Below are 26968 nucleotides of genomic sequence, written 5' to 3'. Positions count from 1 at the left end.
CACTTCACGAATGATATTCTAAGATCTATATGAACAATTATATCAGGGAAATTCTAAGAATTTTGAGCATTACTCTCTTGTCTTTTGCATTTCCCGCCCTTGTTCTAGCCCAGGGCAAATCTCTCGATGAAGTCATCGACATCAAAATCTCCCAAATGTCTCTCAATGAAAAAGTCGGTCAGTTATTTATCGTAGGATTTCCATACACAAAGTCTAACAAAGAACTCGAAAAGTTTATTCAAACATATAAACCGGGATCTTTTCTTCTGTTTAAACGAAATATTCAATCGCTGGAGCAAGTTAAAAAGTTAAACGAAGATCTTTATAAAATTTCTTATCAAGCAACAAAGCTTCCTCCTTTGATAGCTATTGACCAAGAAGGCGGCGCCGTATCCAGGTTGCCCATTCAACCAAGTCCGCCAAATGCCTTAGCCATCGGGCAAACCCAGTCTGCCGAACTTTCTGAAGAAATGGGTTATCAAACTGGTTTGTTTTTGCGCGAAGTGGGATTCAACATGAATCTTGCACCAGTACTGGATATTGCAGATCCCTACTCTACAAGTTTCATTGGTGTTCGATCCTTTGGCTCTGATCCAAATTTAGTCAAAGAAATTGGAACCGCTTACGCCAAAGGATTGTTGCGATCTAAAGTAATTCCTACAGCGAAACACTTTCCTGGCACGGGTAACATCAAAGCCGATCCTCACAGCACAATTGTAAATAACATCGCCTCAGAAAGTGATCTTAAAAAGAAAGATCTCGTCCCCTTTGAGGGCTATTCGTCACTTGGTACCAACGTTGCCGTCATGCTTTCTCATTCCATCTATCCATCTCTTGATCCTAAGAAAGTCCCTGCGAGTTTTTCCTCAAAGATATCCACAGATCTATTGCGCAATGATTTGAAATATAAAGGCCTGGTAGTTACTGACGATTTGCAGATGAAGGGATCAAAAGAAGTATTGCGCACCGATCTTGCCGCTTTAAAGGCTTTGCAAGCGGGAGCGGATATAGTCATGATGACTTGGTCGATGGCCGATCAGGAACGTGCCATGAAGACCGTTAGAAAAGCCGTAGAAACTGGTCATTTCACCATAGATTCCCTGAATCAAAAACTACACCGCATCCTCGTCACGAAAGCCTTTGCAAATATTTATCGCCGCGATCCAAATCTTCCTTCCATGGTGATGGCAGGCGGAACTTTAAGCTCTGACGATTACGTAGAGCTTGAGGACAAGGTCCTTACAGAGAATATTAAAACAAACTTGATTGCTAAATCTTTACCAGAGGCCCGGGCAAATGTGCGAACTCCCGCAAATGCCAACGGCACAGTCTGCGCGCTTTCACCCTCCAAAGAATTTTTAGAAAGCTTTAAAGGTGCTTCTCAAGAACACGTCTTAACGAAAGTTCTTTTCAGCAATTCTCGAGTGACAGATGTTACGGTTTTTAAAAAGAACTCTCGCTGTGAAATTGTACTGATGGCTGTCACGGGACCTAAAACGGCCCGACTTTTAACAATGCTTCCAGCCGATATTAAAAAAAGTGCCGTGGTTGTGAATTTGGGATCGCCCGGATTAGTGCCTAAGGAAGCCGGCTATCGAAAACTTTTACAACTTTACTTTAACCACAAAGACTCTGGTAAAAAGGTCGCCGAACACTTTCTAGAAATACTGGGTTCAAATTCCGAAAACTTTGCTTTCACAGAGTAATCCTAACGGAATTGAATTTCTACGTGCCCGTCTTGTGTGCGCACTTTTCCAAGTTCCATCAACAGAACACTCATGCGATCGTAAGTATCAATTGTAAGCCCCTTCCAAAGTGATACCTTTGGAATTCGTTTCTCATCAGCTTCGTTGTTGATATTTCCACCACGAACTTTAAGCTGGTAACGGTTTTCAATGTCTGCGTCTGCAGGCAAATAAGAAATATCAGCATTTAAAATTTTGGTGAGTTCTTTAGCCCGTAAGTATGTACGGCCCGCACGCATGATGTGTCGTTCGATTTTGTCAGCAATATCTGTAGCGGTGACGTCATCATTGGCTTCTTCCACTTCGTCTCCGCCCTCGGACGCTTCCTCATCCAAAAGGTCGTATTGGCGATTCCACCATAATCCCAATGCCAGCATATTTCGAACAGATTTAAAGGTCTCAGCGACAAGTTCATTTCTTTCACAGAAAACTTTAAAACCTTCTTCGACTAAAGAGGCGTCGATGGGCTCGTAAAAAATATTATCATGAAATTTACCCGCCACCAAACATTCACGTAAATTGCGAATGGAATCGAATACCAAACTGCTTGAGAACGGTCCTAAAGGAAACTCTGCACTCTGTTCGTAATCGATATCGGTCATCTCGTGATTGAAAAAAACGACGCTGCGGTGTCCGGCTTTTAAAGAAATGTTATATCTTGGGTCCCACTTTTTTATCTCGTCTGTTTCAAGCAATGCCGCCTCTAAAGGACTGCCACACACCGTAACTCGAAGATCATAAACCTGAGTCAGCATCTCTAGCTTGCGTGAGTCACGATTCTTTTGCCCACGGAAATAACTGTTCACACGGTCTTTTAACGATGTCGCCTTACCCACATAGAGGATCTCATCCCATTTACTAATCATACGATAAACACCTGGTTGATCTGGCAATTTAAGGCGTTTTTCTTTTTCAAGGGGGTATTCGTATTTCGTTTTTTTAGCTTTAGGTGTAACTTGCAGCCACTCTTGAAGCTGATCCCAGGTCTCTATTCCCTGTTTAAATAGTTCGGCTATTAAGCCTTCCCAGATGGCCTTTGTCGCCGCTGTCTGTTGAGCAGCCCGTTTTAAATCCTGCGAAGGATAACCGAAGTATCCGGCCAGACCCTTAATACCACGCGTGGGTAGATTCGGGAAAAGTCTCTTTGCGATTTCATGCGTGCAAAGGATTTCAAAAGGAAACTCTTTTTGCCACTGCGAGTATTGGTGTGCCAGAAAGGGTTTTTCAAATTGCGCAAAATGAATCACACAGCGGTGATTCGCGAATTTTTCCTCGAGAGATCGGAAAACAGCGTCTGCTGCATTTGCAGCAATCATGTCGTCATTAAAAATTCCCGTGATCATTTGTATGCGATATGGAATTTTTTCTTCATTCGGAAGTTTAATTAAACTTGCTTCTGTGCATCCTGTGGATGAAGTCCATGCCATCTCCAGAATAGCAGCACCACTTTCAGGCTTCGCCCCTGTGGTCTGTAGATCAAAAAAGAATAATGGCATTTCTGTTAGCTTCACGCTTCGACTTCGCTTTCCATGGGTGCCTGGATACTATTCCAAAAGTCAGTCACGTCAGAAATAATTTTCCCTGAAACCAACTCCTGCGCACCCTGCTGAAACCAACCCTGGGGCATAGTTTCGGCGTATGTTGTCTCTAAAAATCGGGAGTCCATCAAGACGATAATGCCCTTGTCATTCTCAGAACGAATGACTCGCCCCGCAGACTGAATTGTTTTCGCCATAGCGGGGTAAACGTAAGTATAATTAAATGCCTGGGCTTTATCATAGGAGCGCTCATAATACTCACGAATTTGCTCGCGCTCGAAATCAAAATTCGGTAGCGCCGGTCCAATAACAAAGGCACCAATTAACATATCACCCGGAAAGTCCACTCCCTCCGAGAAAATTCCACCTTGAACAGCCAACAGCAGTGTTGGCTTGTCTGCACTCTTCATAAATGAAAGAAAGTCATCCACCCGATCCGCTTTCATTTCACGTTGTTGCACTAAACGCTGATAGGTACTGTCTCTCAGATATCCTTCAACATCTTTCATGAATTCAAAGCTCGGGAATAAAGCAATGTAATTGCCTGGTTTTACCGCCATGATCCTCTCCATTGCCTGAGCAATTTTAGGAGCATTCGCAGGACGATCCTTATATTTCGTTGAAATCTGTGGAATTAAAAGAATTTTTCTATGCTCTTTCGGAAACGGTGAAACGAACTCAAGGCACTTTGTCGTCAACTCATAAAAGCCCAAAAGTTTCATCGAATAACTAAATGGCTTTAGTGTCGCAGAGAATGCCACCACATTTTTGAATGACTTATAAACTTCATTTAGGTGAACCGAAGCGTCACAGCACGTAAGTTTCAGAGTCTGATTGATCTCTCCATAGAGTCTGTTTTTTTGGTATGTTTGAAAGAACTCAGGTCCTTGCAACTCGGAAGCTTGTGCAAAGTCGCTCCATAGATTGACCAGCTTTAAAACGCCATCTTGGGTTTGAATTTCGATATCTGCTTCTAAGTATTCTGACAAGAATTCTCGCATGCGCGACTCAAGCTCAAACACAGGTTCAAAATTGATTTGAATGGTTCTGGATTCGCCATGATAGGACTCAATAAGCTCGATTGCTTCTTCACATAACAACTGTGCACGTTTTTGAAAACGGATGTTTATTTTTCCCAGAGAAGGAATGATGTTTTGTAAATCGCGTGTTGAAATCGCTGGCGAGAAATAATCTTGCGCCCTCGCGGGCAAATTATGGGCTTCATCGATCACCAAGTTTGCTTTTTGGTTCGGCTCCATTAGGGGCAGCTCTAAACGTCCTAAAAGGCTTCTGGTAGAGAAAACATAGTTATAGTCAGCTATCACCACGTCTGCCCGCTCAATCGCCTCAAGGGAAAGTTCAAACGGGCACACTTGGTATTGTTCACCTAGCTCTTGCAACTTTTTTTGACTTAATGAACGAAGTTTCGACACTTTGTTTATCAGATCATTTTCCGCGATCTTCTTATAATAGTCCTTCGCAAACTCACAATACTGGGGATTGCATAAAGGTTCAGCCTTAAAGCACATTTTACTTTTTGCCGTGATTGTCAGGGGTCTGATTGAAGCACCTTGATCCTGCAGTCTTTCGACCGCCTCCTCAGCAACTTGGTGCTGAGAGTTCTTAGGCGTTACATAGATTACCTTTTGTCCACGCGCCAAAGAATCCTTCAAGGATGGATATAATACCCCAATGGTTTTACCAAGCCCCGTGGGTGCCTGAATGACCATTGATTTTTCTTCGACGAATCCGACTTGAATGTTTTCTATCAGCTCAACTTGGCCTGGGCGCGGAGAGCTAAACGGAAACTGTAGCTCCTCGGAAGATACCACTCTTTTTTTGAAAAGCTTTTCACGAATCTTGGTTTCTTCAACTAACTCCGCCAAACGGAGCGCTAACCAGGCCTCATACGCTTCAATATCCAGCTCAAAATAAATCTCACTTTGCTTAAAGTTTCGCGAGGAAACCAAAAGCATCTTTAAATCTGGAACTTCACCCGTTTGTTTATAGAGAATGTATCCGTAGGTACGAAGCTGCCACACATAGGGATGGTTATCATCAACAGTCAGCTTATGTTCTAGCCCCTCAACATCAAACGCGGATTTAATTTCTTCAACTTGAAACTGAGATCCCTCGATGACACCGTCGGCACGCCCTGAAATGACGAACAGATACTGTTCGCGCTCAAATTCAATTGAAAGTTTTTTCTCGGCCACATAACCCGGAACTTCACGAATTCTTTTGCGTTGAATGTTTTGGTGAATCTCTTGCCCAAGCTTTGGAGTTTGGCCATAACCCGAGTGCGCTTCGATACTACCCACGCGAGGACAGGGCAAAGCGAACTGGCGCAGATCTATTTGAATTTTGCGTAAGTTCCTTTTAGCCATGATCTCTCTTGTTAATATTACTCTAAATCAAAACTCAATTGTGCTTGTGCCGCGATCTCTGCCGCTGTCGGCGGTCTTTTAAAATGGGCCGCAGATAAACTCCAGTTCTTCGCATTTAGTTTATACTTTCGCGAGTACACTTCAAAAACTTGCGCCAGTTGTTCTGCTCTAGGACCTGTGCCCGTCATTCGATTTCCAAAGTCAGATTTGTACATCTTTCCATCGCGAACATCCTTAACAGCCTCGATCACTTTGTTTTTTCTCAAAGGGCGATGAACGTCCAACCACTCTTCGAATAATGGAGCCACGGCATGCGGAAGTCGAAGCATCGTGTATCCAGCAGATGTCGCTCCAGCATCTGCTGCAGCCTTTAGTATCGCAGGCATCTCGTGATCCGTAAGACCAAGAATCATTGGAGCCACATTCACTCCAACAGGAATTCCCGCTTTTGCCAATTCCTCAATCGCTCGCAAACGCGCCGCAGGTCTGGATGTGCGGGGTTCCAAGGATGCAATCAACTCTGTATCTAGTGATGTGATCGAAATTGTGACAACAATCCCTTTGTACTGAGCCATTTCTTGCAGAATATCGATATCTCGAGTGACCAGATGATTCTTCGTAATGATTGCTCCGGGGTTTTTAAATTTATTTAAAACTTCCAAGCAACCACGAGTCAGTTTGTATTCGCGCTCTAACGGCTGATAACAGTCGGTGACACCACTCATGACAATAACTTGTGGTTCCCAGGACTTTTTCATCAAAGCTTCTTCAAGCAATTCAGGTGCGTTTTCCTTCACCATGATCTTTGATTCGAAATCTAATCCTGCAGACATCCCTAAATACTCGTGCGTTGGACGAGCATAGCAATAGATACACCCATGCTCACATCCACGATAAGGATTTACAGAATACGTGAATCCGATGTCTGGACTATCGTTCTTAGTCAAAACCGCGCGCGACGAATCCTTCAGAACTTGCGTCTGCAAACGAGGTTTTTCCTCTTCAAGATAATTGTCAAAATCCTGTGGCTCGGCTTCGAAATGGAGAGAATCGAAACGATTCGGAATATTACTGCTGGCGCCTCTGCCCCGGATATCTTTGCGAAATTCTCGGGTCATTGGCGGAGTATCGCACGAGTGTTGGAAATAAAAAAGGCTCAAGTGTGAACCTGAGCCTTCTGAACATTCGATCTATTTTGGTTTAAATTCGCGATAAGCGAATTTATTCCTAACTACTACTTCTTAGCTGCTGAGTTTTCAGCAACTTCGATTTTCGCTCTTGCGCGAGTCCACTCTTTTTGGAACTCAGTCCAATCTGCGTCTGTGATAACTTCGTCAAGGACGTGTTTCTCAGATTTAGCAAGGTACTCTTTAGTTGCAACAAGATCGATTTCTTCTGGCAAGTCAGCGATGTTCGCAAGAACATTCACGCCTTCAGGGGATACTTGGCAATAACCCCAGCTGATAACAGCTTGGTTTTGCTTTTCTTGACCCTTAAGTCTCCATTTCATCACACCAATTCCTAGCGTAGTGATCAGAGGCGCGTGACCAGGAAGAATATTAAGTTCTCCTTTAAAACCAGGCACAGTTACTTCTTCAACCTCTTGGTTTACTAAAAGACGACGCTCTGGAGTCACGATTGTCAGTTTAAACATAAATCACCTTTTCTTAAAGCGACCCCTCAGGCCGCTTCATGAAGACGAAATCCTTTCGGATTACGCCTGCAACTTCTTAGCTTTTTCGATAACGTCTTCGATAGTACCAACAAGGTAGAACGCTTGTTCTGGAAGAGCATCGTGTTTACCATCAAGGATTTCGCGGAAGCCACGAACTGTGTCTTTGATGTCAACATAACGACCAGGCAAACCTGTGAACTGCTCAGCAACGAAGAACGGCTGAGACAAGAAACGTTGGATTTTACGAGAACGAGAAACAACCAATTTATCCGCTTCAGACAATTCGTCCATACCCAAGATAGCGATGATATCTTGAAGCTCACGGTTACGTTGCAACAACGCTTGAACGTCACGAGCGCATTTGTAGTGCTCTTCACCGATAACAGCTGGATCCAAAAGACGTGATGTAGACGTCAATGGGTGAACCGCTGGGAAGATCGCCATAGCTGCGATATCACGGTCAAGATTCGTCGTCGCATCCAAGTGAGTAAATGTAGTTGCTGGAGCTGGATCCGTATAGTCATCGGCAGGTACGTATACCGCTTGAACTGAAGTGATCGAACCTTTTTTAGTAGAAGTGATACGCTCTTGAAGAGTACCCATCTCAGTTGCCAACGTCGGTTGGTAACCTACCGCTGAAGGGATACGACCCAACAACGCAGATACTTCAGCACCCGCTTGAGTAAAGCGGAAGATATTATCAACGAAGAAAAGAACGTCTTGGTTTTCAACGTCACGGAAGTATTCAGCAACAGTCAAACCAGTCAAAGCAACACGAGCACGTGCACCAGGAGGTTCATTCATTTGACCGAAAACTAGAGAAGTCTTAGCCAATACGCCAGACTGTTTCATCTCTTGCCACAAGTCATTACCTTCACGAGTACGCTCACCTACACCGGCGAATACAGAGAAACCACCGTGCTCAGTAGCGATGTTACGGATAAGTTCTTGGATAAGAACTGTTTTACCCACGCCCGCACCACCGAACAAACCGATCTTACCGCCCTTAGCGTAAGGTGCTAGCAAGTCTACGACTTTGATACCAGTCATCAACATCGCTGCTGAAGTTGCTTGGTCTTCGAACTTAGGAGCCGTTCTGTGGATACCCCATTGTTCTTTTGCGTTTACTGGACCCATTTCGTCGATTGGCTCACCAACTACGTTGATGATACGACCCAAAGCTTCGCGACCTACTGGCGCTGTGATTTGAGTGCCCAATGCTTTAACTTTTTCACCACGTACCAAACCTTCAGTTTGGTCCATAGAGATAGTTCTAACAACACCGTCACCCAAATGCTGAGCAACTTCTAGAACTAGGTTGAATTCTTTATCAGAGATAAATTTATTTGATACACGAAGGGCAGAATTGATTGGAGGAAGTTCTCCGCCTTCGAATTCTACGTCCACAACGGGACCCATAACTTGTTTTACTTTACCGAATGCCATTATTCAGCTCCCTATCCTTTAAGCGCTTCCGCGCCCGATACGATTTCGATCAATTCTGTAGTGATTTTTTCTTGTCTCAATTTGTTGTACGTCAGAGTGAGTTTGTTGATCATCTCTTTCGCATTGTTTGTTGCGTTTTCCATCGCGCTCATACGAGCACCATGTTCACCCGCAACAGACTCAGACATACATCTGTAAACCTGAAGGTCGAAATGCTTTTCAAGCAACTCTTTAATGATTTGCTCCGGAGCCGGTTCGAAGATCATGTCGACAGCAAAGTTCGATGCAGCCTCAGCTTCTGTGTTGAAAGTCGTCAAGCCAAGATCAATTGGCAAAAGAGTTTCAGCAACAACAACTTGAGAAATCGCAGATTGGAACTCGTTGTGCACGATACGAACTTCATCGTAAGCGCCTTCAAGGTAGTCATTCATCACGCGATTCGCAACTTTAGAAGCCAACTCGTAAGAGATGTCCTTATCAAGCTTCGTGATGTAATCAACCGGCTTAATTCCACGTCTTGCGAAGTAGTCATGACCACGACGACCGACGAAAAGGAAATCAATCTTTTCAAGATTGGCTTTATTATTGTTATAGTACGCCTCAGTGAATTTGTTGATATTGCTGTTGAAAGCGCCGCAAAGACCGCGATCAGAAGTGATAACAACAAGCAAAACATTCTTTACTTGTTCTTTCTTCTCCATCAACGGGTGCGTAACTTTATTAGTCACAGCGATATCCGCAATCACCTTACGCAAAGTCAGAGCATAAGGACGCATATTAACGATGTTATTCTGCGCCTTTCTCAACTTTGCAGCAGACACGAGCTTCATAGCTTTCGTGATCTGCTGGGTGTTTTTAGTGGACTCAATCTGAGCCCGGATATCCTTCAAGCTTGCCATTTAAGCACCAAATTACTTGTTAGAAGGTTGGAAGATAGCTTTGAACTCTTCAAGAGCTGACAACAACGCTTTTTTCGTGTCGTCTGAGATAGCTTTCTTCTCAGAGATAGTTTTGATGATGTCTGAGTGCTTGTTTTTCAAGAACTCAACAACTTCTTTTTCGTATCTCTTAACGTCTGCCTCTGGGTATTGGTCAACAAACGCATTACCAGCAGCGAAGATCATGATGATTTGTTCTTCAACTTTTACTGGAGAGTATTGTGGTTGTTTCAATACTTCGATCAAACGACGACCACGCGCCAACTGTTGTTGAGACGCTTTATCCAAGTCAGATGCGAACGCCGCGAATGCTTCCATAGAGCGGAATTGAGCAAGTTCAAGTTTCAAAGAACCCGCAACTTGTTTCATCGCCTTAATCTGTGCCGCACCACCTACGCGAGAAACTGATTTACCCACAGAGATAGCTGGACGCACACCTTTGTAGAATAGATCTGATTCAAGGAAGATCTGACCGTCAGTGATAGAGATAACGTTTGTCGGGATGTATGCAGAGATATCGCCCGCTTGTGTCTCGATGATTGGCAATGCAGTCAAAGAACCGCCGCCTTTATCTGCAGACAATTTAGAAGCACGCTCAAGAAGACGGCTATGGCAATAGAACACGTCGCCTGGGTAAGCTTCACGTCCTGGAGGACGACGAAGAAGAAGAGACAATTGACGGTAAGCTTGAGCTTGTTTCGTCAAGTCATCGTAAACGATCAAAGCATGTCTGCCAGTATCACGGAAGTATTCAGCCATTGCTGTACCAGAGTAAGCAGCCAAATATTGTAGCGGAGCTGGGTCAGATGCATTTGCCGCGATAACAGTCGTGTACTCAAGAGCACCAGCTGCACGCAATTTTTCAACCACAAGAGCAACAGTCGATTGTTTTTGACCGATAGCTACGTAGAAGCACTGAACGTTTTGACCTTTTTGGTTGATGATAGTGTCAACCGCGATAGTCGTTTTACCAGTTTGACGGTCACCGATGATCAACTCACGTTGACCACGACCGATTGGTACCAAGGCGTCGATAGCTTTGATACCAGTTTGAAGAGGTTCTTCAACTGGGTGACGGTAAACGATACCAGGAGCCTTAGTTTCAACGATACGAGAGTGAGGTGTGTTGATAGCGCCACGGCCATCGATTGCGTTTCCTAGAGCGTCTACAACGCGACCTAGAAGTGCTTCACCAACTGGAACAGAAACGATTTTTTTAGTTCTTTTAACAGTGTCGCCTTCTTTGATGTGACGATCTTCACCGAACAATACGGCACCAACGTGACCTTCTTCAAGGTTCAATACCATACCGAATACTTCGCCCGGGAACTCTACTAGTTCACCAGCCATTGCGTTTTCAAGACCGTAGATACGAGCAACCCCGTCCCCTACTGAAAGAACGCTACCTGTTTCACTTACTTCAATCTTTTTGTTGTATTGATTGATTTGCTCTTTGAGAACGCGACTGATCTCGTCAGCACGGATTTGTGTTTCCATTGTTAGTTGGCTCTCCTGTTTAATTCTTCATTTAATTTTTTAAGATGTGTTTCGATGCTGTCGTCAAAAGTCCAACCGCCTACTTGGGCTACAGCGCCACCCAAAAGTTTCGGATCTTGTTGATAAGTAAGAACGATTTTTTTACCAAGCGTTTTGCTCACTTTAGACTCAAGCTCTTTTTGTGCGTCAGCAGACAACGGTTGTGCTGAACGAACAGTTCCACGAGTCACACCTTCCTCAATGTCAGTGTAATCACGGAATGCCAATGCAACCTCTGGAAGATGTTGGATGCGGCCTTTCTCAGCCATCAACACGATTGTGTTCAACACTTCTTCAGATGTTCCTTTGCCCTCAAGTGCAGCTTTAACAGCAGCAGTTTTTTGAGCAGCAGTGATCATTGGATTTTCAAAGTATGCAGAGATAGCCGCATCTTTTTGGAACGCGTCTGCGACTGCTTGCAAATCAGCAAATACTTTAGCGTGAGCATTTTTTTGCTTAGCTACTGCAAGAAGGGCTTTCGCGTATCTTCTAGAAACTTCGTTAATTTTCATCGACTAACCTCGATGTGATTGATGAATTCGTTTTGCAATTTCTGTTGGTCATTAGCACCGATATCTTTAGTCAATACGATGCGAGCAGCCTCAACAGAGTCGTTTAGCAACTGATGGCGCAACTCTTTTTGAGCGCGTTGAGTTTCAAGTTTAGCAGTCAATTCTGCTTCGTCTTTGATACGTTTAGAAACTTGGTTGGCTTCTTCGATGATTTGGTTTTTCAAATCATTTGCGTGAGCCTGTGCTTTTGCCAATTGCTCTTGGCGAGTGCTGTCCAGGTTTGCAAGTTTGTTTTTAATATCTACGAATTCACGCTCTGCTTGTTCGCGAGCGAATGCAGATTTTTGAGCTGCCTCTAGGTAAGCTGCTTTTCTGCCACCGAAGAAAGATACAACTGCATCTTTAGTGAAGTAGATCAAACCGATTACTAGGATGATAACGTTGATCGCCTGATAGATAACTGCTTTTGGTACTTCAACAGCGTGGTGATCTCCACCGTGTTCAGCTGCAGAAGCAAAAACGATCGCAGGCGCCAGGATGATAAGAAGGTTTACAAGAACTTTCATTATATTCTTCTCTCTTATTTGCCCAACAATTTGGATGTGATTGCAAGAGCAACAGCTTGAGTTTGAGACTTCAATTCTTTTGAAGCTGTCTCTACTGCCGCAACGATTTTTGTTCTATTGGAAGAAACAAGTTGTTCAGCCTCAGAGCGAGACTTAGCAACTGCTGTTTCGTATTGTTTATTTGCCTCTGACTTGGAAGCATCAACGATGTTTTTGATTTCAAGGTTCAAAGCACGAATTTTCGATTCGTATTCTGATTGAAGTTCCACAGACTTAGCTTGGTACTCTGCTGCTAAATCTTCACCACCCTTAGTTTTATTTTGACGCTCTTCAAGAGCATGGGCGTATGGAGTGAAAACGAATTTTGTTAAGAATAACAAAGCAATCGCGAAGAACACGAATTGGATGCCGGCAGTTGTGTTGATGCCTAATTGTCCAAAAATATCCATTTTGTTGAAATCCCTATTGTTTTTTTGAACCTCGGGAGTAGCATTTCATACCAGAAACGGTCAAGGACATATTCCTAATGAGAAATTAGGCTCCGCTAATGAGATTATGCTGCCTAAGACTTAGGCATATAGGACGCACCCTCAAATACAACGCCCTCATCGATGCGTAAACTTGGTGATGTCACGGTGCCTTTAAAAATTGCGGGCGGGTGCATAATAACTCGGCGGCGAGCGAAGAGATTTCCCTCTACTCGGCCGCTGATAATGATTGTATCGGCTTCAACTTGGGCGGCCACTGTGGCGCCCTCATTGATAACGATGGTATCTTTAGTAAAGATTTCCCCTTTAAAATCACCGCCAATTTGTACGGTTCCTTCAAAGCTGAGCTTTCCTTCGAAATGTGTCCCCTGATCAAGGATTGCCGTCACATGACCTGAAAGTACATCTTCTTGGAAAGTTTGTGGGATACTTACTGCCATCCTTCTTTAAGCCTATCTACTAAATTAGTTAATTCATCATCGGAATAGAAGTGAATGCTGATTTTACCTTTGGCGCCGGAATAATCAATGTTCACCTTCGTGCCCATGATCTTCTGAAGCTCATCACTTAATCCATTGATCAACCGTTGAGTCACATTCGAATCGAAAGTTGGAACTTCCAATTCATCAGCTGTTCCCTTAACGATAGCTTGAACCATTTTTTCCAATTTACGAACTGCGATTTTGTCATTCACGACCTTTTTCGCCATTTCGATTTGTTTTTTAGGCTCTGGCAAAGAAAGAAGTACTTTTGCATGACCTACAGAAAGATCATTTGCGGAAATCATGTCTTTAACTTCATTTGGAAGTGCCAACAAACGAACAGCATTCGCTACCGTCGCGCGGTCACGACCTACTTTTTCAGCGACTTGTTGCTGAGATAATTTAAACTCTGTGATCAGACGAGAATAGCCTTCTGCTTCTTCAATAGGGTTCAAATCTTCACGTTGAATATTCTCAACGATAGCTAACTCAAGTGCTTGTTTGTCATCGTAAGATTTCAGAATCACTGGGACTTCATGTAACCCAGCAAGCTGCGAAGCTCTCCAGCGGCGCTCACCCGCCACGATTTCAAGTTTCCCCGAAGTGGTTCTGCGAGCTACGATTGGCTGAAGAATTCCGTTCTCTTTAATAGATTGAGCCAGCTCTTGAAGCGGTTCTTTTTCAAACGTTGTACGTGGCTGATATTTGCCCGGAGACAACTTATCAATAGCCACCTTCCAAATTTTGCTTTCTGGATCCACGGGAGGGGCAACAGTTGCAGCAACATTTACGGAAGGAGCACCAGCAGCAGTTGCTGCAGGTGAAGTGGTTGTTGAATTTGCTGGCGCAGCTTTTACGGGAGGGGCTGATGCCGCAGGCGCATTCATTAAATCGTTATTAGCAGGTCCACCCAAAAGAGAACCTAGGCCGCGACCCAAGCCTCTTTTCTTGTTCGAGGATTCTACAGCAGTATCAGACATTTACTTCCCCTTCTAAGGCATTCGTGTTTGCAACCTGGCTCGCTTCAGCTGGCTTTGGAAGAGATCTTGCGATCACTTCGTGGGCCAATTCTAGATAGCGAACGGAACCGATTGATTTGCTGTCGTACTCAAGGATGGATTGACCATGGCTCGGCGCTTCGCTGAGTCGCACGTTTCTTGGAATAATTGCGTTAAATACTTTGTCACCAAAGTGTTCTTTGATTTGTGTTACAACCTGATGGCTCAAGTTATTGCGCACATCAAACATCGTAAGAACAATACCTTCAATATGCAGTGAAGGATTCAAGCTCTTCTTAATAAGTCCCGCCGTGTTCAGCAACTGACTCAAACCTTCCAATGCATAGTATTCACATTGAAGAGGCACAAGAAAGCTATCTGCAGAGTTCAGAGCATTCAGAGTAATCAAACCCAAAGACGGTGGACAATCAACGATGACGAAATCGTATTGATCAGCCACGATGGATACTGCCTGCTTCAAGCGGTACTCACGATGCGGCATGTCTACAAGCTCAATTTCAGCGCCCACTAGATCTGGATTAGCAGTGCATATTTTTAAGTTGGGATTTGAAGTCGGGTGAGTAGCCTCCGTCAGCGTTTTTTCACCGATGAGTACATGGTATGAGTTAGCATCTTGCGTATCGTAGCGTTTGATACCCAAACCGCTTGAAGCGTTCCCCTGCGGATCCATATCGATCAACAATACGCGCTTGCCTAGAGTAGCCAACGCTGAAGAAAGATTCACAGACGTCGTCGTTTTGCCTACTCCGCCCTTTTGGTTAGCTATACAGATAGTTTTAGCCATCTCGCCCTCCTGATAACTCAAAGTTCGTACTTTTTACATGTGTGTGCAAGAATAAAGACTAGTTTTTCGCGCCTCGCCTTAGGTTTTTCTGCGTTTTTGCCGATGTTCCACGTGGAACAACTCTATTTATGAGAATAATCGCCGCAATACTCATTATTTTTACGTTCGCAGCCTGCAGTAAGCCGGATCCAAATCCCGAGCTTAAAGATCCTATTTATTCTGACCTTCAAACAAAGGTTGGCGCCGCAACCGCTGCACTAGAAGCTGAAAAAAAGAAACTTGAGGGCTTTCAGAAGGACATGGAAGCAGTTGTTCCCCAAACAGGGCAAATCAAATACGCACAAAAGAGACTTTATGAATCTCAGGCGAATATCACTCGACTGGAGCAAGAATTAGAATATTTAAAGCTCAAAGTGGAACAAAGATTAAAAACCGCTCAATCGTCATACAAAAAGGCATACGCCAAGAAGGAAGAATGGCCCGATCCTAAGGAATACTCCTCCTATCTAGCCGAGGAAAAGCTTAGAAACGCCAAAAGATCATGGGACGTCAAACAACGCATGAAAGATGCGGGAGTTTCATTTGATACTGGAATCGGAAAAGCTGGAGGCGGTGAAGGTGGTGCCGAAGGGCACGGTGGCGGAGAAAAAGCCGAAGGCGGCGGTCATTAGAAGATGTTCCACGTGGAACATCTTCATTTCTTCATAAAATCAGCACTTATGAGATCTTTTCTGTACGAACAACACCGTATTTAACAGCGCCAACGGGAAGCTTATATTCCCCCACCAATGATGGCGCCCAGATGGAACAAAGCTGTGTTGGGATTTCTCCCACTTCAATCCCCCACTCTTCGCCCTTTAGGTGATACATGGATCCACCTTTTACGACGGTTTTTCGAGCCATTAAAATCGCCTTTGAGATATTTCCAAAGCCACGACAAATAGCCCACTTTACAGAATCGGCCGGCAATGCCTCGATGTTTTTGTTTTCAACTGAAATATTCTTAAGATTTAAAGCATTAACTGCATGACTTAAGAACTCACACTTCTTAACGTCCGTGTCGACTAATACAACTTGAATGCTAGGATTCATAATACCGAAGACGATCCCGGGGAAACCGTTTCCGCTGCCAAAGTCATAAACCTTGTCCATTCCGGGGTTTGCCTTAACAATCGCTTTGGTCGCATTAATAGAGTCTGCAAAATGGAGTGCATCCGCTACGAAAACAGACTTTGCAGAAATCAGGCTTAATGTACGATTAAATTTCAATAGCTCGTCATGATAGGCCTTAAGTCTTGTTCTGACCTCAGGACTTAAATCGGGGAACCATTCGTCGATCCGCCAAAATATTTGCGGTGGAGCTTCAGAGCCGCCGTCAATGTTGCTCATCCAGATTCATCTCCTTGATCTTTTTGTGACCTTTTAGATGAATCATTATAGCTTGAATCGCAGATGGATTCACACCACTAATACGCTGTGCTTGACCTAAGGTACGGGGTCTAACGCGTTGCAGCTTGTCCTTCTCCTCATTAGAGAGCCCGCGGATTTCTGAGTACGAAATTGAATCCGGAAGCACCAATTCTTCGAGTCTTTTTGATTGTTCGATTAAGTCCATCTGACGACGAACGTATCCAGAGTACTTCACTTCAATTTCAACTGGTTCAACCACATTAGGATCAGAATCCAATTCAAAATTCAGGAGTTCAAGGTGTGAACTAGTAAGCTCAGGGCGACGCAGCAACTCCTCGATAGTTAAAGACTTTGTCATAGCTGATGTTGGAATAGTAGCAAGAATTTCTTGTGTCTCTTTGGTGTTGTAAACCTTAGTTTCACGCATTCTATCGTGTAGTGCTTTACGTTTTTCACGAAGAACGGCAACCATCTCCAAAGACTGCTCGGACACAATACCCAACTTTTGGGCCCAATGCGCCAACCTATCGATAGTATTGTCTTCTCTCAAAACCAATCTGTGTTCGGCGCGAGAAGTGAACATGCGATAGGGTTCACGAGTTCCCTTTGTCACAAGGTCATCAACCAAGACGCCCATGTAGGCTTCATCGCGACCTAAGATAAATTCATCGCGACCTAAAATGCTGTTCGCGGCATTCACGCCAGCGATGAAACCTTGTGCGGCAGCTTCTTCATAACCAGAAGTTCCGTTGATTTGTCCTGCCAAAAATAATTGGCGAATCGTTCTTGTTTCCAAGCGATGCCAGATTTGTGTCGGTTCAATATAGTCATACTCAACCGCATATCCGTAGCGAGCGACTTTTACGTTCTCAAGCCCCGGGATTGTTTTTAAAAATTGATCCTGAACTTCTTCTGGCAAACTTGTGGAAATACCCTGCAAGTAAATCAGATCTGTAGAAAGACCTTCTGGTTCAAGGAATGTTTGGTGGCTGCCTCTTTCATGGAAACGAGTCACTTTATCTTCGATCGATGGACAGTAACGAGGACCGATACCTTCGATCAACCCACAATACATCGGCGACTTATCAAGATTCGCACGAATAATATCGTGAGTTTCTTCTGTCGTACGAGTTAGGTAGCAAAGAATTTGTGGAAGCTTTAGCTGAGTCGAAGATTTAAAGCTGAACGGATAAATCTTTTCATCGCCGGTATGAGGAACTGTTTTCGCCCAATCAATAGAATCTTTAAGCAAGCGAGCTGGAGTACCCGTTTTCAAACGCTTAACTTCAAAACCGAATTGTGCCAATTGATCAGACAAACCGATCGAAGGTTTATCACCCACGCGTCCACCCGCCTCTTGGCGCAGACCCGTATGCATAACTCCGTTCATGAAAGTTCCCGTTGTGATGATTGTCGCTTTCGCAAAAATCTCAGAACCATCATCAAGAACCACGCCCATGGCGATGTCTTTATCCAAAATCAGGCGTTTTACTTCGCCCTGAAGCACTTGCAAATTTGGTTGCGTGAAAAGAGCATTTTTTTGAAAAGCCGCATACAAATGCTTGTCGTTTTGAACACGAGTTCCGCGAACTGCGGGACCTTTCGAGGAGTTAAGACGCTTATATTGAATTGTTGTTTCGTCGGCAGCGATGCCCATTTGGCCGCCAAGCACATCAAGTTCACGAACCATATGGCCTTTTGCAAGTCCACCGATAGAAGGATTGCAGCTCATGTACCCGATGCGATCAACATTAGTAGTGACCATCAAAGTTTGCAGACCTAAACGAGCAGACGCCAAACATGCCTCGATACCAGCATGTCCCGCACCAACTACGATCACATCAAATTTTTTATTAGTCATATGCTACTTCCCGATACAAAACTCTTTAAATACTCGATCCATGATTTGATCATCGAACCGCTTACCTAAAGTTTCGTGAATCGCGATGAGAGATTCTTTAAGCTCCAAAGCCAAGAATTCAGAACCCATCCCCTGATCCACCAAGGTTTGTGACCTTTGAGTATTCTCTAAAGCACGAACCAAGTTTTCATAGTGACGGGCATTGGAAATAAGAACGGTATTTTCCACCTGCAAATCCGCGAACTCTTGGACAAGCTCTTGAAGGACACTCGAACGCACCTTTTTATCAAGAGCACTGACAAAGAACACCCTTCTTGTGAAGAAAGCCTGGGGATCCGCTATTTTCTGGAAAAATTTACTGTTTTTGATGGCTTTTTCGACCAAATCTAAGGGTTTAGACCCACCAATTCGATCGATTTTATTAGCTAAAATGAATGTTTTTTGAGGGTCTAAGGACTCTAAAATCTGTGCCTCTTCAGCACCCATACCCTTTTCGATATCAAAAACAAAGAAGACCACATCGGATTCATTTTGAGCTTCATAGCTTTTTTGAATACCGATACGCTCCACCAAGTCCGTCGCTTCATCACGAAGGCCTGCCGTATCCACGAAAGTGAACTTAACACCGTCGTAAGAAGTATCCCCATGAATCACATCACGAGTCGTACCAGGAATATCAGTTACGATTGCGCGTTCGTCTTCAAGGAAAAGATTTAAGAGACTTGATTTACCAACGTTTGGAAGTCCCGTTAGAACCACGCGGAAACCATCCTTTAAAAGGCGTCCCACTTTGAAAGTTCCAACAAGGTCCTTCAAAGTCGCTTCGATTTTTTTCAGACGAACTTGAACCACAGAATTATCGACGACATCGATACCTTCCGTAGAAAAATCAATGCTGGCTTCAGCGTGAGCCAAAATCCAAGTCATATCGTCTTCAACTTCTTCAAGCTTATTTGAAAGCTGACCTTTTAATTGGCGAAGAGCTAATTTAGCAGCTTGCTGAGACTGGGATTCGATCAAGGCCAAAACTGATTCCGCTTGAACCAAATCCAATTTGCCATTCATGAATGCGCGATATGTGAATTCGCCGCGATCCGCAGGACGAGCACCCAGTTGCACCAAAGAATTCAAGATATTTTGGCAGATTAAAGGACTTCCGTGGCAGGAAATCTCGATCACTTCTTCACCTGTGAAGGAACGACCATTTTGGAAGTAAGTTACCAGAACTTCGTCAATCTCCCTCGTGCCGTCTTTCAGATTTCCGAAATAGACCTTATGAGACTCAGGATGTGCAGGCAAGAATTTGCAAAGTTGGGATACGATTTCAAAAGTACGAGGGCCGCTAATTCTAATGACGGAAATACCGCCCACCCCGTGAGGAGTGGAGACCGCGCATATTGTATCCTTGTCACGATCTCCGCGAATCATACGACCCTACTTACTATTACTCGTGGTGAGCTTCTTCAGCGTTGTTGTTTTGCGCTGAATTGCCACCTTTAGCTGGATAAATTTTGATTTTTTTGTACAAACCATCACCTAGAGAACGGCTTTTGATACGAGGATCTTTAGCCAAGTACTGGTGAACGACTTTGCGATCTTTCGGCGGAAGAGCTCTGTAGTACACAGACTTACCCTGCTCGATGCAGATTGCTTTCAAGTTTTCAGCGCGCTCGATAAGTGCGCTTTCAGTTTCATCACGGTATCCACCGCAATCAACTGTGATGTTTGTTTTATCTTCAGGGAAATTGTGTTGAACCACGCGTTTCAAGAACAATTGGAAAGCATCCAACATCTGTCCTTTTTTATCTTTCAACAATTCCTCGTCCCCACCGGAGAATTGAACTGAAAGAACAGCTCCACCGTCATCTTCTTTTGAAGAAGTGATTTCAAAAGAAAGATCGAACTGAGCTTTTTCGATGATACCCTCTAGAGTTGCTTGCACCAAAGATTCAACTTCGCTGTTTGCACTCTTGCTTTTTCCCCCGAAAAGCTTACTAAAAAAACCCATTTTACCTCCCAGGTAAAAATAAAAAATCTAAGTAACTATTTCGCCTTAACCGCTTTAACAGCCGGTGTGGCAGTTGGATCTCTCATGATCAAATACTGTTGGATGATACCGAACAACGTGCTGACAACCATATAAAGAGTCAGACCTGCTGGTAGCTGCAACATGAAGATCGAGAAAACCAATGGCATAAACTGCATAATTTTAGCTTGTGTAGGATCCATCGTTGATGGAGTGATCTTTTGCTGGATGTACATAAAGATCGCCATAGAAACTGGCAATACATAGAACTTATCATGAGCTGACAAATCCGTGATCCAAAGGATGAACGGAGAATTGTAAAGCTCAATCGACGAACCAATCACGCGGTACAAGGCAAAGAAGATTGGAATCTGAAGAAGCATCGGCAAGCAACCTGACATGGGGTTTGCACCGTGCTGTTTCATCACAGCCATCATCTCCGTATTCAATCTCATCGCATCGTCTTTATATTTCTCGCGAAGACCTGCGATAATTGGTTGAACCTTTTGCATCGCCTTCATTGATTTCGCAGACATGATGTTGAAAGGAAGAACAACAAAACGGACCGCCAAAGTCAGAAGGATGATCGCGAAACCCCAGTTGCCAACCATAGAATGGAAAGCTTTCATCACGTACAACAATGGACGAGCGATGAAACCAAAGAAACCGAAATCGATGATATGAGCAAGCTCCGGATCAACCGCTTTCAAAGCGTCGATTGATTTAGGACCAGCATAAAACAATGATTCAAACTTCATTGAGTCTTTCAACTGAACTGGTTTGTAAACCAATTCTGCCAAAGCTGTTTTCTTTTCCACGTTTGAAGTAACTTTAACTTCCGGCATGATCTCGGACTTATCCATCAAAGCTGCTGCAAAATATTGTGAGCTTACAGAGATCAATTGAGTATTCGTGAAGTCTTTAGAAACATTCTCTTTAGAGTTACTAAAGTTGACAGTTTCGTGTTTGTCATCAGCATGACTTACAAAGAAATCTTGGTGATCATAAGAAGGCATAAAGAATGACTGAGAGCCTTTTTCATGAATCGCTTCAGGAATTAAAATTGAGAAACCCTTTTTGATTTCATCCGAAGGCTTTGTAATAGAAATCGTGTTTGTGAAAGAAGACTTCTCAGCATCGAAGTTCATTTCACGAGTCACCGTCATTTCGCCCACTTGAGCAACACCTACATAAGAACCAGGTGCTTTTTCAGTAAGGTTGAAAACAAGTGCTTTATCCGCACCAGCCATACGCATAGAATACAAACCGTCGTTATCTGTACCGCCAAGTTTGATTTTCTCACCTTTTTTATCATCGTAGTTATTCACAGTGTAGTTATGAAGACCCATCCCGTGATTCGTGATTTTAAAGGAAACTTTGTCGTTAGAAAAAGAGAAGGCTTGTTCTTGAATCGGTGCAACTGTTTCAGATTTTGATTCAATAGTGCTACCTGAAGAAGAAGTGGTAGCTGTCGTTGCACCAGGAGTTGCTGCCGTATCCGCAGTCTGAGTTTGTGCAGGTTTTGGTTTGTTATAGTCAGGATACTTTTTACCGAGATACGTCTGCCAACCAAAATAAACTATCGCGACAGCGGCTACGGCGATCAAGGTCTTAGGATCGAAAAAGCCGGGATTATTATTGTTTTGTTGCTGAGCCATGGAGAATTCCCCCTGAATCTGGGACCGGATCATATCCGCAAGGACCACCCGGTCGACATTTACAAATTCGTTTTGTGATTAACCAAACTGCTGTATGCGATTTGTGTTTTTGGATAGCTTCTAGAGCATAGGCCGAACAACTAGGTTCGAAGCGACAGGAACCACCCAAATGAGTAGTTCCAATAGATCTATAAGCAGCGACGAAAAACCAAAGCAGTGCTTTAAAGATTTTTTCGAAGTGAGCCAATCCCGCGGTCCATAGCTTTGACAAATTCCTCGTGTGGGAGGCCTTTATAGAAAGTGGAATCCATGGGTTTGAAGATGATATTAATGTCGGCTTCAAGGGAGTTATCCGTTTTAAGCAATGCTCGAAAGTATTCTCGACTCCAACGCTTAAGCTTATTTCGCACAACTGCAGGCCCGACTTTTCGACTTGCGGTTACGCCAAAACGCAACTGACCCACATTGTTCTTCTGATAATTCAGAAGTAACCATTTAGTAGGCCAGTTTCTTTTGCCAGATTGTTTAAGAAAGAGAAACTCAGAGCTGCGCTTAATTCCTAGCGGAGAACTATTTTCCACCTGTAGAAACCGTCAAACGTTTTCTACCTTTAGCGCGACGGCGGTTAAGAACGTCTTGACCAGCTTTAGTAGCCATTCTTGCGCGGAAACCGTGAGATGTTTTACGACGTTTGTTTGATGGTTGGTATGTACGTTTCATATGTTCTCCTGAACTACTCTCTACCGAGAAATTTACGACGCTAATAGACGTCAAATACGCCAACTTTAAGATCGGCGGCTACATATACGATTCCACAAAGCTGTAATCAACTAGATACGTGGGGCACTAATTAATCACATTGCGTAATCAAGGTCAACTGTTGAAAACTTCAGCTCCCCTTGTTAAGGCTACTCTGCATTTTGAGGGGAAGGTCTATGGAGTTAAACGCTTCGTTCTGGACATTAATTAAAACAAAAATGAAAAGTCGTAATGATAACAATAAGTTATTAGATACGTGGCTTGACCCTATCGAGTATATCAGTACTGGAGGCTCTTTTGAGCGTCCCAAATTGATACTCGGAGTACCCAACGCCCTTCACCAGTACTTCGTGATCGAAAACCTTCAGGATAAGATTTATACTGAAATTTCAGATACTTATCAGCGTCCATTCGAAGTTGAGTTTAATGTTACGGGCGCCAAAGTGAATACTCACATAGAAACTATGACCACTGTGGAGGAGACTCCTATCCACAATCAAGGATCGGAAGTTCTTCAGGCCCAGCTTTCTCGTGCTCAGGCTACTCAGACTACTCAACCTAGGTCCAGCGACACTTTAAACGTTGATCTTACTTTTTCGACCTTCGTCGTGGGTAAAAACTCCGAATTTGCACATGCGGCTTGTTTCAACGTAGCCAGAAACCCGGGTGCTGACGATTACAACCCTCTCTATATATATGGACCGGTTGGGATGGGTAAAACGCATCTATTACATGCGGCAGGAAACCATATTCGCGAGCAATTCCCGCATCTTAGAATTACATACTTATCAGCTGAGCGCTTTATGAATGAGTGTATCTCTGCGATTCGCCGCCATGAAATGGATAAGTTCCGCCAAAAATACCGCGAGAATTCAGACATCCTATTGGTCGACGACGTGCAATTCATCGCGCGTGGTGAGGCTGTTCAAGAGGAGTTTTTCCACACAGTGAATAGCTTCATCGACACGCGTAAGCAGGTTATTCTTGCAAGTGATCGTATGCCCAAGGATATCCACGGACTTGAAGATCGCAGTCGCACCCGTCTTGAACGGGGTTTGATCGCAGATATCACAATGCCGGATTTGGAAACTCGTATCGCTATCCTTAGATATAAAGCTGAAAAGTTTAACATGCGTTTACCTGAAGATGTTGTTCATCATATCGCACGCATCTCTAAACGCTCTATCAGAGAGCTAGAAGGTAACCTTAAGAAGGTTAAAATGTTCTCTGAGCTTCAAGGTTTGCCGATTGATGGTGAGCTTGTGAAGCGCATCCTTTCTCACCACGAAACTCAATCTACTATCTCTGTTGAAGAGATTATGAAGATGACTGCTGATCACTTTAAAGTACGTGTTTTGGACCTAAAATCCTCTACACGCGCCAAGCCAATTGTCGTTCCACGTCAAATCTCGATGTATTTGATTAAGAAGTTTTTGGATAAATCTTTGGTGGATATCGGTAAAGCTTTCGGCGGAAAAGATCACACCACTGTGATGAACGCACTGGATCGAGTGAAATCTCTACAGGCAACGGATCAAGATATCGCGAAAGATATCGAGGATTTAGAACAACGAATCCACAATATCACAGGAGTGTGAATGTGGACTGTGGAAAGAGTTGTGGAAGGATCTGGGGGAAGAAATGTGGATCTGAGTTACCCCCAAAATTCGCAACTTTCACGTTAAGTTGTGCAGAGGCTTTATCCACAACTGTTTTTTAGTGTTTACACGCACTTACAGGATTTGTTAGGTTTTCCACGCCCCTACTACTACTACTAGTTATTTATATTAATAGTAATAGATAATAAGAAGGGTGTTTTAAGAGGAATTAGTTATGAAGATCGAAATTGATAAAAGAGATCTGTTAAGCCTTATCGGTAAAACACAAAACATCGTAGAGAAGCGCAACACAATGCCCATTCTCATCAATGTACTTCTTGAAGCAGATCAAAACTTGTTGAAAGTATTCGCCACAGATTTGGAAGTAAGCCTAACAGACCAAATCAAAGCGCAAGTTCATCAACCAGGTAAAGTTGCTGTATCAGCAAAAAGTCTTTTCGAAATTGCTAAAGAACTTTCTGAAGGTCCAATCACTTTAATCAAAAAAGAAAATAACTGGTTAGAGATCAAACAAGGGAAATACACATCCAAGATCGTTGGTATCTCTGCTGAAGAATATCCGATCTTCCCTACTTACAACTCTCAAGCTTTCATCAAAATTGATGCACAAGTTTTGAAAGAGATGATTGATAAAACTATTTACTCAGTATCAAACGATGAAACTCGTTACCACTTGAACGGTGTATTTTTTGAATTGAATCCACAAGCCGGTTTCAAAATGGTTGCGACTGATGGTCACCGTATGAGCTTGGTTAGCAAAACTTCTTCAGATGTAAAAGTTTCCGCAACTCAAGGTGTGATCATTCCACGTAAAGGTCTTCACGAAATTAAAAAAATTCTTGAAGGTATCGATGGCTCTGTGGAAATAGCTGTGGAAGGCTCCCAATTCGTATTGAAACATTCATCAACTATCTTGATGATTCGTTTGATCGAAGGAAAGTACCCGAATTATCAACAGTTTATTCCACAAAAGCTGACTCAAAAAGTGATGATCAACAAGGAAGCTTTCCTTACTTCACTAAAACGCGTTTCTCTTTTGGCGAATCAAAAATCTAAAGCAGTGTTGTTGAATCTTTCTAACGGTCGTATGGAAATTTCTTCGAACAATCCAGAGCTGGGTGACGCGAAAGAAGAAATCGAAGTTGAATACGCTGGTGGCGATATCAAAATTGGTTTCAACGCTAAATACATCACTGATATTTTGACGAGCATGAATCATGACAAGATCGATTTCGAATTGAACGATCACTTGTCACCTGGTTTGATGAGACCTCATAACGACGCTTCTTACACTTGCGTTGTTATGCCTATGAGAATCTAATGATTTTTGAACGTCTACGTCTTGTTAATTTTCGTAACTACCGAGACGTAGTGTTAAAGTTTTCCCCTCGCGTGAATGTCTTTGTCGGAGACAACGGTCAGGGGAAAACAAATCTCCTTGAAGCGATGTACATGATTTCTCAAGGCGACTCATTCCGCTACTCTGACAACTCCACAATGATAAATTCGAATAATCAAGAATCGCTTATTCAAGCTTTGATTACTCAAAAAGATCTTCACTACAAATTGAAATTGGGATTAACCAAAAGTCGCAAGGTTTTAACGTTAAATGAAAAACGTGTGACCTCCGCGGATGTTCGCAAAATTTTCGCGAGTGTTGTGTTTAGTCCCGAGAGTTTGGCAGCGATCAAAGAAGGTGCCGATCACCGCCGCGAACTGGTCGATGATTTACTAGTGACCTTTGATCGTAAAAACACGGATTTGATCGCCGATTACCGTAAAGCCCTGAAAACTCGCAACAAGATGCTTAAGAACTTTGTTGAGGGTGAGGCTGATCGTGGCCTTACTCAGAACCTTCTCGAGTCCCTACACCCCCAATTTGTGCGTTTAGCGACGGATTTAACTCACGCACGCATTACAGCTCTCGCTGGTTTAGCGAAAGAGTTTAATAATGCCATGCAATACATTTCTGGCAATTCTGCTGTGGATATCTCGGTGGAATACTTGGTTTCCGACGAGAATGCTGTGAGTTTCACTCGTGAACAAGTCCAAATGGCTCTCGAAAAACGTCTTGGAGAATTGCATGATGCGGAGCTCTCATCTGGAACCAGTTTGGTGGGGCCGCACAAGCACGACATCGTGTTCCTATATGGTGGAAAAGACTCGAGATTTTTTTGTAGCCAAGGGCAGCAAAGAGCGATCATTCTTTCTTTCAAAATGGCTCAAATTGTGTATCATAGGAAGGCTCACGGAACCTATCCTGTGCTGATGTTAGACGATGTCTTATCTGAGCTCGATAAAACCAAAAGAGATGCGCTGATTACGTTCTTACACGAGATCAACACTCAAATTTTTGTTACGACCACAGACTTCACATTGCCCGACTCTTTCAGCCTCGATCAGCTTTCCGTTGTGCGCATCAAGGATGGCCAAATTCTTGATTAGTCGTTTCAGTTTTTAAAACTGCGATGAATGTATGAACGCGACTTACTCGACAGCGTCGAGTGGTATGCAAAGCA

The 26968-nt window shown here is 43.5% G+C and carries 26 protein-coding genes; 5 read left to right on the top strand and 21 right to left on the bottom strand.

Annotation, left to right across the window (positions count from 1 at the left end; translation table 11 throughout):
* Nucleotides 1–29 precede the first annotated feature (29 nt).
* Complete coding sequence (locus tag B9G69_RS08285) at nucleotides 30–1706, top strand: glycoside hydrolase family 3 protein (RefSeq protein WP_088615997.1); 1677 nt, start codon at nucleotides 30–32, stop codon at nucleotides 1704–1706.
* Between the two features lie 2 nt (nucleotides 1707–1708).
* Here the strand turns inward: B9G69_RS08285 and B9G69_RS08280 are convergent, their stop codons facing one another.
* The 13 genes from B9G69_RS08280 to B9G69_RS08220 form a co-directional block, all read right to left on the bottom strand.
* Complete coding sequence (locus tag B9G69_RS08280; protein ID WP_254916929.1) at nucleotides 1709–3256, bottom strand: GIY-YIG nuclease family protein; 1548 nt, start codon at nucleotides 3254–3256, stop codon at nucleotides 1709–1711.
* Nucleotides 3253–5670, bottom strand: a complete 2418-nt coding sequence (locus tag B9G69_RS08275) for an ATP-dependent DNA helicase (protein WP_088615998.1) — start codon at nucleotides 5668–5670, stop codon at nucleotides 3253–3255. Before B9G69_RS08275 ends, B9G69_RS08280 begins: the two co-directional genes overlap by 4 nt.
* 17 nt (nucleotides 5671–5687) lie before the next feature.
* Entirely contained in the window at nucleotides 5688–6788 is a 1101-nt protein-coding gene (locus B9G69_RS08270; RefSeq protein ID WP_088615999.1) for a PA0069 family radical SAM protein, read from the bottom strand.
* Between the two features lie 116 nt (nucleotides 6789–6904).
* Complete coding sequence (gene atpC, locus B9G69_RS08265; protein ID WP_088616000.1) at nucleotides 6905–7324, bottom strand: ATP synthase F1 subunit epsilon; 420 nt, start codon at nucleotides 7322–7324, stop codon at nucleotides 6905–6907.
* 60 nt (nucleotides 7325–7384) lie between these two features.
* Entirely contained in the window at nucleotides 7385–8791 is a 1407-nt protein-coding gene (atpD, locus tag B9G69_RS08260; RefSeq protein ID WP_088616001.1) for a F0F1 ATP synthase subunit beta, read from the bottom strand.
* 11 nt (nucleotides 8792–8802) lie between these two features.
* Nucleotides 8803–9690 carry an ATP synthase F1 subunit gamma gene (gene atpG, locus B9G69_RS08255; RefSeq protein ID WP_088616002.1) on the bottom strand — a complete coding sequence of 296 codons (888 nt, stop codon included), beginning with the start codon at nucleotides 9688–9690 and terminating at the stop codon, nucleotides 8803–8805.
* Nucleotides 9691–9702: 12 nt separating this feature from the next.
* Entirely contained in the window at nucleotides 9703–11226 is a 1524-nt protein-coding gene (gene atpA / locus B9G69_RS08250) for a F0F1 ATP synthase subunit alpha (protein ID WP_088616003.1), read from the bottom strand.
* 2 nt (nucleotides 11227–11228) lie between these two features.
* Nucleotides 11229–11777, bottom strand: a complete 549-nt coding sequence (gene atpH / locus B9G69_RS08245) for an ATP synthase F1 subunit delta (protein ID WP_088616004.1) — start codon at nucleotides 11775–11777, stop codon at nucleotides 11229–11231.
* Nucleotides 11774–12343 (bottom strand): ATP synthase F0 subunit B, encoded by a 570-nt coding sequence (locus tag B9G69_RS08240; protein ID WP_088616005.1) that lies wholly within the window; start codon nucleotides 12341–12343, stop codon nucleotides 11774–11776. Before B9G69_RS08240 ends, atpH begins: the two co-directional genes overlap by 4 nt.
* Before the next feature lie 14 nt (nucleotides 12344–12357).
* A complete protein-coding gene (locus tag B9G69_RS08235; RefSeq protein WP_088616006.1) occupies nucleotides 12358–12792 on the bottom strand; it encodes an ATP synthase F0 subunit B in 435 nt (144 codons plus the stop codon).
* A 113-nt stretch (nucleotides 12793–12905) separates the two neighbouring features.
* Entirely contained in the window at nucleotides 12906–13271 is a 366-nt protein-coding gene (locus B9G69_RS08230) for a bactofilin family protein (protein ID WP_088616007.1), read from the bottom strand.
* On the bottom strand, nucleotides 13262–14293 hold the full coding sequence (locus B9G69_RS08225; protein WP_088616008.1) for a ParB/RepB/Spo0J family partition protein: 1032 nt from the start codon (nucleotides 14291–14293) through the stop codon (nucleotides 13262–13264). The genes B9G69_RS08230 and B9G69_RS08225 overlap by 10 nt, the downstream gene beginning before the upstream one ends.
* Nucleotides 14286–15116 carry a ParA family protein gene (locus B9G69_RS08220; protein WP_265438031.1) on the bottom strand — a complete coding sequence of 277 codons (831 nt, stop codon included), beginning with the start codon at nucleotides 15114–15116 and terminating at the stop codon, nucleotides 14286–14288. The genes B9G69_RS08225 and B9G69_RS08220 overlap by 8 nt, the downstream gene beginning before the upstream one ends.
* A gap of 128 nt (nucleotides 15117–15244) precedes the next feature.
* On the opposite strand from B9G69_RS08220, the gene B9G69_RS08215 reads away from it, so the two are divergent.
* Nucleotides 15245–15787: a hypothetical protein gene (locus tag B9G69_RS08215; RefSeq protein WP_176400968.1), complete on the top strand. Its 543-nt coding sequence runs from the start codon at nucleotides 15245–15247 to the stop codon at nucleotides 15785–15787.
* Between the two features lie 46 nt (nucleotides 15788–15833).
* On the opposite strand, the gene rsmG is transcribed toward B9G69_RS08215, so the two are convergent.
* Genes rsmG through rpmH form a run of 8 tightly spaced genes read right to left on the bottom strand, consistent with a single transcriptional unit; the run spans nucleotide 15834 to nucleotide 22791 of the window.
* Nucleotides 15834–16505 (bottom strand): 16S rRNA (guanine(527)-N(7))-methyltransferase RsmG, encoded by a 672-nt coding sequence (gene rsmG / locus B9G69_RS08210; RefSeq protein WP_088616009.1) that lies wholly within the window; start codon nucleotides 16503–16505, stop codon nucleotides 15834–15836.
* Nucleotides 16492–18387, bottom strand: a complete 1896-nt coding sequence (mnmG, locus tag B9G69_RS08205; protein WP_265438030.1) for a tRNA uridine-5-carboxymethylaminomethyl(34) synthesis enzyme MnmG — start codon at nucleotides 18385–18387, stop codon at nucleotides 16492–16494. The genes rsmG and mnmG overlap by 14 nt, the downstream gene beginning before the upstream one ends.
* Nucleotides 18388–18390: 3 nt before the next feature.
* Nucleotides 18391–19815 (bottom strand): tRNA uridine-5-carboxymethylaminomethyl(34) synthesis GTPase MnmE, encoded by a 1425-nt coding sequence (gene mnmE, locus B9G69_RS08200; protein ID WP_088616011.1) that lies wholly within the window; start codon nucleotides 19813–19815, stop codon nucleotides 18391–18393.
* A 16-nt stretch (nucleotides 19816–19831) separates the two neighbouring features.
* Nucleotides 19832–20395, bottom strand: a complete 564-nt coding sequence (locus B9G69_RS08195; RefSeq protein ID WP_088616012.1) for a protein jag — start codon at nucleotides 20393–20395, stop codon at nucleotides 19832–19834.
* A 35-nt stretch (nucleotides 20396–20430) separates the two neighbouring features.
* The gene (yidC, locus tag B9G69_RS08190) at nucleotides 20431–22071 is read right to left on the bottom strand and encodes a membrane protein insertase YidC (protein ID WP_088616013.1); all 1641 of its coding nucleotides are present in this window, start codon (nucleotides 22069–22071) and stop codon (nucleotides 20431–20433) included.
* Nucleotides 22049–22240 carry a membrane protein insertion efficiency factor YidD gene (gene yidD, locus B9G69_RS18200; RefSeq protein WP_246845956.1) on the bottom strand — a complete coding sequence of 64 codons (192 nt, stop codon included), beginning with the start codon at nucleotides 22238–22240 and terminating at the stop codon, nucleotides 22049–22051. Before yidD ends, yidC begins: the two co-directional genes overlap by 23 nt.
* A 52-nt stretch (nucleotides 22241–22292) precedes the next feature.
* On the bottom strand, nucleotides 22293–22652 hold the full coding sequence (rnpA, locus tag B9G69_RS18195; RefSeq protein ID WP_088616014.1) for a ribonuclease P protein component: 360 nt from the start codon (nucleotides 22650–22652) through the stop codon (nucleotides 22293–22295).
* Nucleotides 22642–22791, bottom strand: coding sequence for a 50S ribosomal protein L34 (gene rpmH / locus B9G69_RS08180; protein ID WP_088616015.1), 150 nt, complete (start codon nucleotides 22789–22791; stop codon nucleotides 22642–22644). Before rpmH ends, rnpA begins: the two co-directional genes overlap by 11 nt.
* A gap of 215 nt (nucleotides 22792–23006) precedes the next feature.
* Here rpmH and dnaA point away from each other — a divergent pair, with 215 nt between their 5' ends.
* The 3 genes from dnaA (at nucleotide 23007) to recF (ending at nucleotide 26894) form a co-directional block, all read left to right on the top strand.
* Nucleotides 23007–24428: a chromosomal replication initiator protein DnaA gene (dnaA, locus tag B9G69_RS08175; protein WP_265438029.1), complete on the top strand. Its 1422-nt coding sequence runs from the start codon at nucleotides 23007–23009 to the stop codon at nucleotides 24426–24428.
* A gap of 235 nt (nucleotides 24429–24663) precedes the next feature.
* Nucleotides 24664–25770 carry a DNA polymerase III subunit beta gene (gene dnaN / locus B9G69_RS08170; protein WP_088616017.1) on the top strand — a complete coding sequence of 369 codons (1107 nt, stop codon included), beginning with the start codon at nucleotides 24664–24666 and terminating at the stop codon, nucleotides 25768–25770.
* A complete protein-coding gene (gene recF / locus B9G69_RS08165; RefSeq protein ID WP_088616018.1) occupies nucleotides 25770–26894 on the top strand; it encodes a DNA replication/repair protein RecF in 1125 nt (374 codons plus the stop codon). The genes dnaN and recF overlap by 1 nt, the downstream gene beginning before the upstream one ends.
* Nucleotides 26895–26968: the final 74 nt, after the last annotated feature.

Origin of the sequence: Bdellovibrio sp. SKB1291214 (assembly GCF_002209355.2) — a bacterium.
In the GTDB taxonomy this organism is placed as follows: domain Bacteria; phylum Bdellovibrionota; class Bdellovibrionia; order Bdellovibrionales; family Bdellovibrionaceae; genus Bdellovibrio.
The sequence above is the reverse complement of the archived record's forward strand: the minus strand, read 5'-3'. Positions and strand labels throughout refer to the sequence as shown.

What these genes read in the sequence shown, in the direction of transcription:
- B9G69_RS08285 (WP_088615997.1), top strand. Translation starts at nt 30, where the DNA reads ATGAACAATTATATCAGGGAAATTCTAAGAATTTTGAGCATTACTCTC.
- B9G69_RS08275 (WP_088615998.1), bottom strand. Translation starts at nt 5,670, where the DNA reads ATGGCTAAAAGGAACTTACGCAAAATTCAAATAGATCTGCGCCAGTTC.
- B9G69_RS08270 (WP_088615999.1), bottom strand. Translation starts at nt 6,788, where the DNA reads ATGACCCGAGAATTTCGCAAAGATATCCGGGGCAGAGGCGCCAGCAGT.
- atpC (WP_088616000.1), bottom strand. Translation starts at nt 7,324, where the DNA reads ATGTTTAAACTGACAATCGTGACTCCAGAGCGTCGTCTTTTAGTAAAC.
- atpD (WP_088616001.1), bottom strand. Translation starts at nt 8,791, where the DNA reads ATGGCATTCGGTAAAGTAAAACAAGTTATGGGTCCCGTTGTGGACGTA.
- atpG (WP_088616002.1), bottom strand. Translation starts at nt 9,690, where the DNA reads ATGGCAAGCTTGAAGGATATCCGGGCTCAGATTGAGTCCACTAAAAAC.
- atpA (WP_088616003.1), bottom strand. Translation starts at nt 11,226, where the DNA reads ATGGAAACACAAATCCGTGCTGACGAGATCAGTCGCGTTCTCAAAGAG.
- atpH (WP_088616004.1), bottom strand. Translation starts at nt 11,777, where the DNA reads ATGAAAATTAACGAAGTTTCTAGAAGATACGCGAAAGCCCTTCTTGCA.
- B9G69_RS08240 (WP_088616005.1), bottom strand. Translation starts at nt 12,343, where the DNA reads ATGAAAGTTCTTGTAAACCTTCTTATCATCCTGGCGCCTGCGATCGTT.
- B9G69_RS08235 (WP_088616006.1), bottom strand. Translation starts at nt 12,792, where the DNA reads ATGGATATTTTTGGACAATTAGGCATCAACACAACTGCCGGCATCCAA.
- B9G69_RS08230 (WP_088616007.1), bottom strand. Translation starts at nt 13,271, where the DNA reads ATGGCAGTAAGTATCCCACAAACTTTCCAAGAAGATGTACTTTCAGGT.
- B9G69_RS08225 (WP_088616008.1), bottom strand. Translation starts at nt 14,293, where the DNA reads ATGTCTGATACTGCTGTAGAATCCTCGAACAAGAAAAGAGGCTTGGGT.
- B9G69_RS08220 (WP_265438031.1), bottom strand. Translation starts at nt 15,116, where the DNA reads ATGGCTAAAACTATCTGTATAGCTAACCAAAAGGGCGGAGTAGGCAAA.
- B9G69_RS08215 (WP_176400968.1), top strand. Translation starts at nt 15,245, where the DNA reads ATGAGAATAATCGCCGCAATACTCATTATTTTTACGTTCGCAGCCTGC.
- rsmG (WP_088616009.1), bottom strand. Translation starts at nt 16,505, where the DNA reads ATGAGCAACATTGACGGCGGCTCTGAAGCTCCACCGCAAATATTTTGG.
- mnmG (WP_265438030.1), bottom strand. Translation starts at nt 18,387, where the DNA reads ATGACTAATAAAAAATTTGATGTGATCGTAGTTGGTGCGGGACATGCT.
- mnmE (WP_088616011.1), bottom strand. Translation starts at nt 19,815, where the DNA reads ATGATTCGCGGAGATCGTGACAAGGATACAATATGCGCGGTCTCCACT.
- B9G69_RS08195 (WP_088616012.1), bottom strand. Translation starts at nt 20,395, where the DNA reads ATGGGTTTTTTTAGTAAGCTTTTCGGGGGAAAAAGCAAGAGTGCAAAC.
- yidC (WP_088616013.1), bottom strand. Translation starts at nt 22,071, where the DNA reads ATGGCTCAGCAACAAAACAATAATAATCCCGGCTTTTTCGATCCTAAG.
- rpmH (WP_088616015.1), bottom strand. Translation starts at nt 22,791, where the DNA reads ATGAAACGTACATACCAACCATCAAACAAACGTCGTAAAACATCTCAC.
- dnaA (WP_265438029.1), top strand. Translation starts at nt 23,007, where the DNA reads ATGGAGTTAAACGCTTCGTTCTGGACATTAATTAAAACAAAAATGAAA.
- dnaN (WP_088616017.1), top strand. Translation starts at nt 24,664, where the DNA reads ATGAAGATCGAAATTGATAAAAGAGATCTGTTAAGCCTTATCGGTAAA.
- recF (WP_088616018.1), top strand. Translation starts at nt 25,770, where the DNA reads ATGATTTTTGAACGTCTACGTCTTGTTAATTTTCGTAACTACCGAGAC.